This is a genomic window from Streptomyces albiflavescens, from assembly GCF_014645835.1.
Lineage (GTDB): Bacteria > Actinomycetota > Actinomycetes > Streptomycetales > Streptomycetaceae > Streptomyces > Streptomyces albiflavescens.
Genome location: NZ_BMMM01000019.1, coordinates 1 through 12,157 on the forward strand (window position 1 = coordinate 1; position 12,157 = coordinate 12,157).

General features: G+C 69.3%; 10 protein-coding genes. 8 read left to right on the plus strand and 2 right to left on the minus strand.

Going from position 1 to position 12,157, the window contains the following annotated elements; genetic code table 11:
• The 3 genes from IEY95_RS38435 to IEY95_RS38445 all read left to right on the plus strand — a co-directional run.
• Positions 1 to 823 (plus strand): CoA transferase (locus IEY95_RS38435; protein ID WP_189190862.1); only part of this gene is annotated, 823 nt, incomplete at its 5' end.
• A gap of 249 nt (positions 824 to 1,072) precedes the next feature.
• On the plus strand, positions 1,073 to 3,358 hold the full coding sequence (locus IEY95_RS38440; RefSeq protein ID WP_189190863.1) for an FdhF/YdeP family oxidoreductase: 2,286 nt from the start codon (positions 1,073 to 1,075) through the stop codon (positions 3,356 to 3,358).
• Positions 3,359 to 3,493: 135 nt separating this feature from the next.
• Positions 3,494 to 4,045, plus strand: coding sequence for a beta-class carbonic anhydrase (locus tag IEY95_RS38445; protein WP_189190864.1), 552 nt, complete (start codon positions 3,494 to 3,496; stop codon positions 4,043 to 4,045).
• A gap of 84 nt (positions 4,046 to 4,129) precedes the next feature.
• On the opposite strand, the gene IEY95_RS38450 is transcribed toward IEY95_RS38445, so the two are convergent.
• Positions 4,130 to 4,822, minus strand: coding sequence for a GntR family transcriptional regulator (locus tag IEY95_RS38450; RefSeq protein WP_189190865.1), 693 nt, complete (start codon positions 4,820 to 4,822; stop codon positions 4,130 to 4,132).
• Between the two features lie 216 nt (positions 4,823 to 5,038).
• Here IEY95_RS38450 and IEY95_RS38455 point away from each other — a divergent pair, with 216 nt between their 5' ends.
• The gene (locus IEY95_RS38455; RefSeq protein WP_189190866.1) at positions 5,039 to 5,833 is read left to right on the plus strand and encodes an acyl-CoA dehydrogenase family protein; all 795 of its coding nucleotides are present in this window, start codon (positions 5,039 to 5,041) and stop codon (positions 5,831 to 5,833) included.
• A 27-nt stretch (positions 5,834 to 5,860) separates the two neighbouring features.
• Here the strand turns inward: IEY95_RS38455 and IEY95_RS38460 are convergent, their stop codons facing one another.
• Positions 5,861 to 6,550: a GntR family transcriptional regulator gene (locus IEY95_RS38460; RefSeq protein ID WP_189190867.1), complete on the minus strand. Its 690-nt coding sequence runs from the start codon at positions 6,548 to 6,550 to the stop codon at positions 5,861 to 5,863.
• Between the two features lie 372 nt (positions 6,551 to 6,922).
• On the opposite strand from IEY95_RS38460, the gene IEY95_RS38465 reads away from it, so the two are divergent.
• Genes IEY95_RS38465 through IEY95_RS38480 form a run of 4 tightly spaced genes read left to right on the plus strand, consistent with a single transcriptional unit; the run spans position 6,923 to position 12,039 of the window.
• A complete protein-coding gene (locus tag IEY95_RS38465; RefSeq protein ID WP_189190868.1) occupies positions 6,923 to 7,402 on the plus strand; it encodes an NAD(P)H-dependent oxidoreductase subunit E in 480 nt (159 codons plus the stop codon).
• Positions 7,399 to 9,012 carry a formate dehydrogenase beta subunit gene (locus IEY95_RS38470; RefSeq protein WP_189190869.1) on the plus strand — a complete coding sequence of 538 codons (1,614 nt, stop codon included), beginning with the start codon at positions 7,399 to 7,401 and terminating at the stop codon, positions 9,010 to 9,012. Before IEY95_RS38465 ends, IEY95_RS38470 begins: the two co-directional genes overlap by 4 nt.
• Positions 9,009 to 11,825: a formate dehydrogenase subunit alpha gene (fdhF, locus tag IEY95_RS38475; protein ID WP_189190870.1), complete on the plus strand. Its 2,817-nt coding sequence runs from the start codon at positions 9,009 to 9,011 to the stop codon at positions 11,823 to 11,825. Before IEY95_RS38470 ends, fdhF begins: the two co-directional genes overlap by 4 nt.
• A 1-nt stretch (position 11,826) precedes the next feature.
• Complete coding sequence (locus IEY95_RS38480) at positions 11,827 to 12,039, plus strand: formate dehydrogenase subunit delta (protein ID WP_229703643.1); 213 nt, start codon at positions 11,827 to 11,829, stop codon at positions 12,037 to 12,039.
• Positions 12,040 to 12,157: the final 118 nt, after the last annotated feature.

Sequence of the window (12,157 nt, forward strand, 5' to 3'; positions counted from 1 at the left end):
GTACGAGGTCGTCGCCCAGGCCATGGGCGGGTCCATGGCGACCACCGGCTTCGAGGACGGACCACCACTGGCGACCGGTGCCCAGATCGGGGACTCGGGCACCGGTATCCACGCCGTCGCCGGTATCCTCGCCGCTCTTCTTCAGCGCACCCGCACCGGCCGTGGCCAGCGCGTGAACGTCGCGATGCAGCATGCCGTGCTCAACCTCTGCCGGGTGAAGCTGCGCGATCAGCAGCGGCTCGCGCACGGGCCGCTCGCGGAGTTCCCGAACGAGGACTTCGGCGACGAGGTTCCCCGGTCCGGGAATGCCTCGGGCGGTGGTCAGCCCGGCTGGGCGGTCAAGTGCGCACCCGGCGGCCCGAACGACTACGTCTACGTCATCGTGCAGCCCGTCGGCTGGAAACCGATCGCCGAACTCCTGGGCCGGCCCGAACTGGCCGACGACCCCGAGTGGTGCACCCCCGAGGCCCGACTGCCCAAGCTCGGCAAGATGTTCCAGCTCATCGAGGAGTGGACCAGCACCCTCCCCAAGTGGGAGGTGCTGGAGGTGCTCAATGCCCACAACATCCCCTGTGGGCCTGTCCTGTCCACCAAGGAGATCATCGAGGACGAGTCGCTGGTCGCCAACGAGATTGTTGTCGAGGTCGAGCACCCCGAGCGCGGAACGTACGTCACGGTCGGCAATCCGCTGAAACTGTCCGACTCCCCGGTCGAGATCGAACGGTCACCGCTGCTCGGCGAGCACAACGAGGAGATACTCCTCGGCGAACTCGGCCTCTCCCAGGACGAGTTGCCGTTGCTCAAGGCCCAGGGAGTGATCTGACCGACGGCGGCTCGTGCCGCACCTCTCACTCCGTCCCGGGCTCGGCTTCAGCCGCCGCGCCCGGGACGGCCTGCGTTTCCCCACGTCCCGCTCGACAGCGCGGACGGGCGCTTGATAGGCGGCGTTTATCACCTGGAAGTTGTTCTCACTTTGACGACCTCTCACGGCCTGTCCGAAGCTGATCTCCGGGCGGCCGCGGTGCCGGATCCGTCGTACGCGCGGGAGCGGTAGAAAGGCACAGGCCAGATCATGAGCAGCATCGAAGACCCGGAAGGCCTTCTGGAGGTCACCCCGCCCAAGACCTGGGCGACCGGACTGCCCGCGGTGACGCACGCGATGCGGTACTCGCTCGGCCAGACGTCGGTCCGGCGGACGGCGCTGACCCTGCTGAACATCAACCAGACCAAGGGTTTCGACTGCCCCGGCTGCGCCTGGCCGGAACCCGCTCCGGGCCACCGGGCCAAGAACGAGTACTGCGAGAACGGCGCCAAGCACATCAGCGACGAGGCGACCTCGCGCCGGGTCACCGCGGACTTCTTCCGGGAGCACTCCGTCTCCGAGCTCGGCGAGAAGTCCGACTACTGGCTCAACCAACAGGGCCGGCTGACCGAACCCATGGTCAAGCGGCCCGGTGCCGACCACTACGAGCCGATCGGCTGGGACGACGCGCTCGCTCTGCTCGCCGAGGAACTGCGCCGGCTCGACTCGCCCGACGAGGCCCTCTTCTACACCTCGGGCCGGCTCAACAACGAGGCCGCCTTCCTCCTCCAGCTCTTCGCCCGGGCCTACGGCACGAACAATCTGCCCGACTGCAGCAACATGTGCCACGAGTCCAGCGGCTCGGCACTGCAGGAGACGCTGGGCATCGGCAAGGGCAGCGTGAGCCTGGACGACATCCACCATTCCGACCTCATTTTCGTGGTGGGCCAGAACCCGGGGACCAATCATCCGCGGATGCTCTCCGCCCTGGAGGAGACCAAGCGCAACGGCGGCCACATCGTCGCCGTGAACCCGCTGCCCGAGGCCGGGCTGATGCGGTTCAAGCATCCGCAGAAGGCCCGCGGAATCGTCGGAAGCGGCACCCCCATCGCCGACCAGTTCCTGCAGATCCGCCCCGGTGGCGACCTCGCGCTCTTCCAGGCGTTGAACCTGATGCTGCTGGAGGCCGAGGACGCCAGGCCGGGCGCGGTGCTGGACCACGGGTTCATCGAGGCGCACACGACGGGGTTCGAGGACTTCGTCGAGCAGGCACGCAAGGCCTCCTGGGACGACATCCTCGACGCCACCGGGCTGACCCGCGAAGAGATCGAGGCGGTGGGCGAACGGGTGCTGCGGAGCGAGAAGATCATCGTCTGCTGGGCGATGGGGCTGACGCAGCACAAGCACGCCGTCCCCACCATCCGTGAGGTCGTCAACTTCCTCATGCTGCGCGGCAACATCGGCAGGCCCGGGGCGGGTGTGTGCCCAGTGCGCGGCCACAGCAATGTGCAGGGCGACCGGACCATGGGCATCTGGGAACGGATGCCGCAGAGCTTCCTGGACGCTCTGGAGCGGGAGTTCGCCTTCACCCCGCCCACCCGGCACGGCCTGGACTCGGTGGACGCCATCCGGGCCATGCGCGACGGCGACGCCAAGGTCTTCGTCGGCGTCGCGGGAAACTTCATCCGGGCCACGCCCGACAGCGAGGTCACCGAAGGGGCCATGCGGCGGTGCCGGCTCACCGCGCACATCTCCACCAAGCTCAACCGCTCGCACACCGTCTGCGGCGAGACCGCGCTGATCCTGCCGACGCTCGGCCGCAGCGACCGCGACATCCAGGCGGGCGGGGAGCAGTTCATCACCGTCGAGGACTCGATGAGCGAGGTGCACGCCTCGCGGGGCCGTCTGCATCCGGCTTCCCCGCATCTGCTCAGCGAGGTCGCGATCATCTCGCGGCTGGCCCGGCGGACCCTGGGCGACCACCCGTCCATTCCCTGGGAGAAGTTCGAGGCGGATTACGGAACGGTCCGGGACCGTATCTCCCGGGTTGTGCCGGGCTTCGAGGACTTCAACGCCCGGGTGGCCAGGCCCGGCGGTTTCCGGCTGCCCAACCCGGTCAACGAGGGGGTGTTCCCGACCCCGAGTGGCAAGGCCGTCTTCACCCGCAACGACTTCGAGATGCCGCATGTCCCCAAGGGGCATCTCCTCTTGCAGACCCTGCGCTCGCACGACCAGTGGAACACCGTTCCGTACGCCATGAACGACCGCTATCGAGGCATCCACAATGCCCGCCGTGTGGTGCTCGTGAACTCCGCCGACCTGGAGGCACTCGGGCTCGCCGACCGCAGCGAGGTGGACCTGGTGAGCGTCTGGCGTGACGGCGTGGAGCGCCGCGCGGAGAAGTTCCGGGTGGTCGCCTATCCCACCACTCCCGGCTCCGCCGCGGCCTACTACCCCGAGACCAACGTCCTGGTGCCGTTGGACAGCGTGGCCGACATCAGCAACACGCCTACGTCGAAGGGCGTCGTGGTCCGCCTGGAGCCTGCCGTCGCCTAGGACTGAAGCAGGGGAAAGCCCTGCGTGGACCCTGGACAACGTGTCGAGCGAGACTGAGAATACTGACTACCCCATACTGTATGCATCTCCATGCCCGGTAGACGGTTCGAACTCGACCGAGTGAGGTAGCCCAGCATGTCGACACCCGTAACCCGTTTCGTCCAACCCTCCCGCAGCGCGCCCGGCACCGAGACGGTCATCGACCGGCTCGTGGAGTCCAACCGCGCCTACGCCGCCGGATTCGCCGACCCCGGCATGGACGCCCGCCCCGTCCAGCGGGTGGCCGTCGTGGCCTGCATGGACGCCCGCATCGACCTGCACGCCGCGCTCGGCCTGGAGTTGGGCGACTGTCACACCGTCCGCAACGCGGGCGGTGTGGTCACCGACGACACGATCCGCTCCCTGACGATCAGTCAGCGTGCGCTCGGCACCCGCAGCGTCATACTGATCCACCACACCGGCTGCGGTCTGCAGAGCCTGACCGAGGACTTCCGGCACGAACTGGAGATGGAGGTCGGCCAGCGGCCCGCCTGGGCGGTGGAGGCCTTCGCGGATGTTGACCAGGACGTACGGCAGTCGATGCAGCGGGTGCGCACCTCGCCGTTCCTGCCGCACACCGAGGACGTACGCGGCTTCGTCTTCGATGTGACGACGGGGCTGCTGCGGGAGATCGACCCGCAGTCCTGAGCGCCGTCGTCGGGAGCCCGGGCCCCTGTCTCCGTCATCGGGGCGCCCTGGGCTCCCTGTCTCCGTCGCCGGGCGCCCCCGTGATCAGACGCCGCGGCCGGCCACCGAGGCGATCTGCCGGCAGTAGAAGTCGGTGGTGTTGCTGGTGTGCCGGCGCATGAGCTCTTCGGCGTGGTCGGGGTCGCCTTCGGCGATGGCCTCGATGATCCGGGCGTGCTCGCTCCAGGCGTCCTTCCCGCGGGGCTTGGCGATGGGCATGTAATACCAGCGCACGCGTCGGTCCACCTGGGGGATGAGCTCGGCGAGAACCGCGTTGCGGGAGAGGTGCGTGATGTGGGCGTGCAGGGCGGCGTTGGCCTCCACGATGGCCCGGGCGTCGCCGGCCGCGAGGGCGGTGAGGCCGGTCTCCTGCAGTTCCCACAGCCGGGCCACGTCGGGGGGCGTGGCGTGCTGGGCGGCGCCGCGTGCGGAGTGGGTTTCGAGCACGGCCCGGACGCTGAGGAGTTGGGCGCATTCCTCCGTGGTGGGGGAATGGACGAAGGCCCCCTGAGCGGGGCGCAGGTCGACCCAGCCGGCGGTGTGCAGCCGTTGGAGGGCTTCGCGTATCGGCTGCCGGCTGACACCGAGTCGTGCGGCGAGCTCGGCCTCGACCAGGTGCTGTCCTGGCGTGAGGGAGCCGTTGATGATCAGTTCGGTCAGCGCGTCGTAGACGGCCTGACGCAGCGGGGCGGGCCGGATGATCGGGCCGCGGGCTGCCACGGTGGGTGTCTCGGGCATGGGCCCTCTCCCTCGTTCGACTGCTGACGCCAAACCATCGGCTTCGGGATACTGAGTTTAGTATGCAATAGCCATTATGGAGTGCGACCTGCGTCGCGAAGTTGCGGAAATTACCTCGCCGCACCTCTGGCGTCACGAGGGGCATGCAGAATACTGTATGCAATCATCCTCGCCGACCGACAGTGGACCGGCAAGCGCTCCCGAGGGGGTCACCCCGTGTCGTACCGCACCGCTCTCTCCGAAGTCCTGACCAGTGTCATCGCGCCCTCGGTCGAAGTGACCGGCACACAGGGCAAGTTCCCCCGCGGCGCCGTGACGGCCCTCGGTCGTGCCGGGCTGCTGGGGCTCACCGTCTCCACCGAATTCGGCGGTGGCGGAAGGGGCCTGCCGGAAGCCGTCGAGGTGGTGGCGCGGACCGCGCGCGTCTGCCCGGCGACGGCGGCCGTGCTCCAGTCCCACTACGCGGCGGTCGCCGCCATCGAGTCGTACGGCAGCGCTTGGGTGCGCGGCGAGATCGCCGCCGGACGTCACCTCGCCAGCCTTGCCCTGGCGGAGGACGGCACCGGCGAGCAGGGGGTGGAGGCTCAGCTCCTCGTGTCGCGCTCCGTTGCCGCGCGCTCCGGTGACGTGGTCGCCTTGCGCGCCCGCAAACACCGAGTGGTCGCGGCGGGAGAGGCCGACAGTTACGTCTGGTCCTCGCAGCCGCTCACGGCCCCGGACGGCCTGACGCTCTGGGCGGTTCCCGCGCACGCCCCGGACCTGTTCGTCCCGGCACGGCCCGGCGATGCGGGGCCGTACGGCAGTGCGACGTCCACGGTGTTCGCCGACCCGGTGTTGGTTCCCGCCGACGCGATGCTCGGCGGGGACGGTGGCGGACTCGACATCGTGCTGCGCACCGTCCTGCCGTGGCTGCTCGAACTGCGGGCCGCCGCCGGCGCCGAGGCCTTCCGTTCCCTGGCTGCCGACGGCGGGTCCGTTCGCCGTCCCGCCGATTCCCTCGCCCCGTCCTGAACCCGGCCCGGAGGGCGGCCCGTTCGGTCAGCCCTGGCTCGCTCCGGCGCTGATCTGCTTGCGGTAGAAGTCGGTTGTGCGCTCGGTGTGCTTGCGCATGACCTCGCCCGCGCGGTCCGCGTCGCCCTTGGCGATGGCCTTGATGAGCTGGCTGTGCTCGTTCCAGGCTTCCTTGCCGCGGGGTTTGGCGATGGGCGTGTAGTACCAGCGGACCTTCTGGCCCACCTGCGAGATCAGCTCGGCCAGTACGGCGTTGTCGGCCACGGAGGTGATGAATTCGTGCAGAGCGGTGTTGGCCGCGACCAGGCGTTCGACGTCGCCCTCGGCGAGCGCGTCGACGCCGTCCTGCTGCAACTCCCAGAGGCGTTCGATGTCTTCGGGCTTCGCGTGCTGGGCGGCGAGCTGGGCCGAATAGGTTTCCAGCACCGCGCGGACGCCGAGGAGCTGGGCTGCCTCCTCTTCGGTGGGGGAGTGGACGAAGGCGCCCTGGGCGGGGCGCAGGTCCACCCAGCCGGCGGTCTGCAGCCGCTGCAGGGCTTCGCGCACCGGCTGGCGGCTGACGCCGAGGTGTTCGGCGAGCTCCGCCTCGACCAGGTGCTGGCCGGGCTTGAGGGAGCCGCTGACGATCAGTTCGGTCAGCGCGTCATAGACGGCCTGGCGCAGTGGTGCCGGGCGGGTGACGCGCCGGGATGCCGCGGCCGTGAGTGCCTCGCGCATGGTTGCCCCGTTCTGCCACCGGGTCCGCGAGGGCCGACGGCTCTGCCAAGTGGTGGCCGCCGAGAGGGTTGCCGACGGCAGCGTCAGCATACAGGTTTTGGTATGCAAGATGGTGTGAGCTGTCCGTCGCGAGGCCCTGGTCGGCAGGGGTCCCCACGGGCGCGTCGGCCTCCGTGCGCGCCCCGGGAGCGGCCCGCGTTCTTCGGGCGCGCGTACGCCCCGGAACGGGCCACGTTTCCTCGGCGCGGCGGATGCCCGTGATCGAGGGACCTTCTTTGCGATCGAGTTCTGTATACAGAAGCCTGTATGGGGTAGTGTCCAAGTCTCCTGCAACCCTCGCCGGGGACCCGCGTGACGGAAGGCGGAGCGATCATGACGACCAGCGGGAGTGACGTGACGGTCGAGGACGTGGTCCGGAGGGTGGTGGCCGGTCACCGGGGCCAGCGTGGTGCGCTGCTGCCCGTACTGCATGCCGTTCAGGCGGAGTTGGGCCACGTACCGCAAGAGGCGATCCCGGTGCTCGCCGACGCACTCAACCTCTCCCGGGCGGACGTCCACGGAGTGGTGACCTTCTACCACGACTTCCGCCGGGAGCCCGCGGGACGCACCACGGTGCGCATCTGCCGTGCCGAGGCATGCCAGGCGCTCGGGGCCGAGGACCTGGTGGGCTACGCCCGCGAGGCCGGACTGACCCTCGGTGAGACGACGGCGGACGGTTCGGTGAGCGTCGAGCAGGTCTTCTGCCTCGGCAACTGCGCGCTCGGGCCGTCCGTGGAGGCGAACGGTCGGCTGTACGGACGAGTGGGCCCGGCCCAGCTGGGCTCGCTCCTCAACGGGACGGTCTCATCATGAACAACTCTTCGCACTCCGCGGCGACGGTCTACGTCCCCCGCGACTCGGCGGCCCGGTCCGTCGGCGCGGACGAGGTCGCGAAAGCGCTGCAACGCGCGGCCACACATGGGGACTTCGCCATCGACGTGGTGCGCAACGGATCGCGCGGCATGCTGTGGCTGGAGCCGATGGTGGAGGTCGTGACGCCGCAGGGCCGCGTCGGCTACGGGCCGGTGGCCCCCTCGGACGTGGAGGGACTCCTGGCCGCCGGGATGCTCGACGGCGCGGACCATCCGCTGCGGCTCGGCATCGTGGACGAACTGCCCTGGCTGGCACGCCAGACGCGCGTCACCTTCGCCAGAGTCGGGGTGACCGACCCCCTGTCGACGCGGGACTATCTGGAGCACGGCGGGCTGGTGGGGCTGCGCGCCGCCCTGGAGCGCGCACCCGCGGACGTGGTCACGGAGGTCACCGAATCCGGACTGCGGGGCCGCGGCGGCGCGGGATTCCCGGCCGGCATCAAATGGAAGACCGTGCTCGACTGTGCCGACGAGCTGAAGTTCGTCTGCTGCAACGCCGACGAGGGCGACAGCGGGACCTTCGCCGACCGCATGGTCATGGAGGGCGACCCGTTCCTGCTCATCGAGGGCATGACGATCGCCGCGCAGGCGGTCGGGGCGAGCGAGGGCTACCTCTACATCCGCTCGGAGTACCCCGACGCGGTGGCCACGATGCGCGCGGCGATCGACATCGCCCGCGAGCACGGCTGGCTCGGCAAGGGCATCCTCGGCTCCACGCTCGACTTCGACCTGCATGTCCGCGTCGGCGCCGGCGCGTACATCTGCGGCGAGGAGACCTCCATGCTGGAGAGCCTGGAGGGCAAGCGCGGCACGGTGCGCGCGAAGCCGCCGATCCCGGCGATCGAGGGCCTGTTCGGCAGACCGACCGTGGTGAACAACGTCCTCACGCTGGCGACCGTGCCCGTCGTCCTCGCCGACGGCGCGCAGGCGTACCAGGAACTCGGCGTCGAGCGGTCGCGCGGCACCCAGGTCTTCCAGCTCGGCGGGAACATCGCACACGGCGGCATCGTGGAGACGGCGTTCGGCGTCACCCTGCGGGAACTGGTCGAGGACTACGGAGGCGGCACCTTCTCCGGACGCCCCGTGCGCACGGTGCAGGTCGGCGGGCCGCTCGGCGCCTATCTCCCGACGTCGATGTTCGACCTGCCGATGGACTACGAGGCCTTCGCCGCGGCCGGGGCGATGGTCGGCCACGGCGGCATCGTGGTGTTCGACGACACCGTCGACATGGCCGCCCAGGCGCGCTTCGCGATGGAGTTCTGCGCCGAGGAGTCCTGCGGCAAGTGCACGCCGTGCAGGGTCGGTTCCGTGCGCGGTGTCGAGGTGATCGACAAGATCGTCGCCGGGCAGCACCGGGACGAGAACCTGGCCCTGCTCGAAGACCTCTGCGACCTGATGACCGACGGCTCGCTGTGCGCGATGGGCGGGCTGACTCCGATGCCCGTACGGAGCGCCCTCGCTCACTTCCCCGACGACTTCCTCGGCGGCCGTCGACTCCTGGAGATCCAACCCGTACAAGCCACTGGCCCGAGGACGGAGGGCACAGCATGACACTCCTCAAGGAACCCGACTTCGGAACCCCGGAAAGGCCCGGCCCCGCGACGGTGTCGGTGGAGGTGGACGGCCTGCCGGTGACCGTCCCGGAGGGCACGTCGGTGATGCGCGCCGCCGCGCAGGCCGGCGTCGACATACCGAAACTGTGCGCCACCGACAGCCTGGAGCCCTTCGGCTCCTGCCGGCTGTGCGTGGTGGAGATCGACGGCCGGCGCGGCACTCCGGCGTCCTGCACCACACCCTGCGCCGACGGGATGAAGGTGAGCACCCAGACGCCGAAGGTGGAGAAGCTCCGCCAGGGTGTCATGGAGCTCTACATCTCCGACCATCCGCTGGACTGTCTCACCTGCCCGGCCAACGGCGACTGCGAACTGCAGGACATGGCCGGCGTGGTCGGGCTGCGGCAGGTCCGGTACGGCTACGAGGGCGAGAACCATCTCGACGCCGAGAAGGACACGTCGAACCCCTACTTCGACTTCGACCCCTCCAAGTGCATCGCCTGCTCCCGCTGTGTGCGGGCCTGTGGCGAGGTGCAGGGCACGTTCGCGCTGACCATCGAGGGGCGCGGCTTCGACTCCAAGGTCTCGGCGGGCGCCGGCGAGACCTTCATGGACTCCGAGTGCGTCTCCTGCGGAGCCTGTGTGCAGGCCTGCCCGACCTCGACGCTCCAGGAGAAGTCGGTCGTCGAACTCGGCATGCCGACCCGCTCGGTGGTCACCACCTGCGCGTACTGCGGTGTCGGCTGCTCGTTCAAGGCCGAACTGCGCGGCGACGAGCTGGTCCGGATGGTGCCGTACAAGGACGGCGGAGCGAACGAGGGCCACTCCTGTGTGAAGGGCAGGTTCGCCTTCGGCTACGCCACGCACCCCGACCGGGTGCTCAAGCCCATGGTCCGGGACACGATCACCGACCCCTGGCGCGAGGTCGAGTGGGACGAGGCGATCGGTACGGTCGCCCGGCGGATGCGCGCCATCCAGGACCGGCACGGATCGAGTGCGATCGGCGCCATCACCTCGTCGCGCTGCACGAACGAAGAGGTCTACGTCGTCCAGAAGATGGTGCGCGCGGCCTTCGGCAACAACAACGTCGACACCTGCGCCCGCGTGTGCCACTCGCCGACGGGATACGGGCTCAAGCAGACCTTCGGCGAGTCGGCCGGCACCCAGGACTTCCGTTCGGTGGCCGAGGCCGACGTGATCATGGTGATCGGGGCCAACCCCACGGACGGGCACCCGGTGTTCGCCTCCCGGATGAAGCGCCGGCTGCGCGAGGGCGCGAAGCTCATCGTGGTCGACCCGCGCCGCATCGACCTGGTGCGCTCGCCGCACATCGAGGCCCAGCACCACCTCCAGCTCAGGCCGAGCACCAACGTCGCCGTGGTCAATGCCATGGCGCACGTGGTGGTCACCGAGGGTCTGGTCGACCGGTCCTTCGTCGACCAGCGGTGCGAAGGGTTCGACGAGTGGGCGGAGTTCATCGCCCGCCCGGAGAACAGCCCCGAGGTCGCCGAATCGATCACCGGGGTGCCGGCCGAGGAGCTGCGGGCCGCCGCCCGGCTGTACGCGGAGGCACCCAACGGCGCCATCTACTACGGCCTCGGCGTCACCGAGCACAGCCAGGGCTCGACCATGGTCATGGGCATGGCCAATCTCGCGATGGCGTGCGGCAACATCGGCCGTGACGGCGTCGGCGTGAACCCGTTGCGCGGTCAGAACAACGTGCAGGGCTCCTGCGACATGGGCTCATTCCCGCACGAACTGCCCGGCTACCGGCACGTCTCCGACGACGCCGTGCGCACCGTGTTCGAGAACCTCTGGGGCGGCACCCTCCTGGCCGAGCCCGGACTGCGTATCCCCAACATGTTCGACGCCGCGATCGACGGAACCTTCCGCGGTCTGTTCGTGCACGGCGAGGACATCGCCCAGTCCGACCCCAACCTCAAGCACGTCACCGCCGCGCTGGAAGCCATGGAACTGGTGGTCGTGCAGGACCTGTTCCTCAATGAGACGGCCAAGTTCGCGCACGTCTTCCTGCCCGGCGCCTCCTTCCTGGAGAAGGACGGCACGTTCACCAACGCCGAGCGCCGGATCAACCGGGTGCGGGCGGTGATGAAGCCGAAGACGGGCAAGCACGAGTGGCAGATCGTGAGCGAGATCGCCACCGCCATGGGCTACCCGATGTCGTACGACCACCCGAGCCGGATCATGGACGAGATCGCCTCGGTCACGCCCACCTTCACCGGTGTGTCCTTCGAGGTGCTGGACAAGCTCGGCAGCGTCCAGTGGCCGTGCAACGAGTCGGCTCCGGAGGGCACGCCGATCATGCACGTCGACGAGTTCGTCCGGGGCAAGGGCAAGTTCGTGGTCACCGCCTTCGTGCCGACCAACGAGCGCAGCACCCGGCGCTTCCCGCTGGTCCTGACCACGGGGCGGATCCTCAGCCAGTACAACGTCGGAGCGCAGACCCGGCGTACCGGCAACGTCGCGTGGCATCCCGAGGACATCCTGGAGCTGCACCCGCACGACGCCGAGGTGCGCGGCATCACGGACGGTGACCTGGTCACTCTGGCCAGCCGCGTCGGGCAGACGACGCTGCGCGCGGAGATCTCCGACCGGATGCCGACCGGGGTCGTGTACACCACGTTCCATCACCCCGTGACGGGCGCCAACGTGGTGACCACCGAGAACTCCGACTGGGCGACCAACTGCCCGGAGTACAAGGTGACCGCCGTGCAGGTCGGTCTCGCGCGCCCGCTCCAACAGGCGGACGCAGAGCCGACTTCGGACGACCTGGTCACGGTGGTGGACTGAGATGACAGCCACCGTGCCACCGGAAAGCAGGATGGCGAACGACATCGCCGCCAACCTCCGACACCTGCCGGGGGAGCAGGCCGCCGAGGCGATCGCAGGCCATATCGGCAGGTTCTGGGACCCGCGCATGCGCAACCGGCTGTACGTGTTCGTCGACGCCGGAGCGGATGGTCTGGACCCCTTGGTGGTCGCGGCGGTGAAGCTGCTGCGCTGACCCGCTTGCGCAGGCCGGGCGGGAGACGGCCCGGCCTGCGGCGCGGCCTCACGATTTCGTACTTCCGCACCTATGGACATCTGGATTCACTGGCTCATACCGTATGCAATCCCGGTGG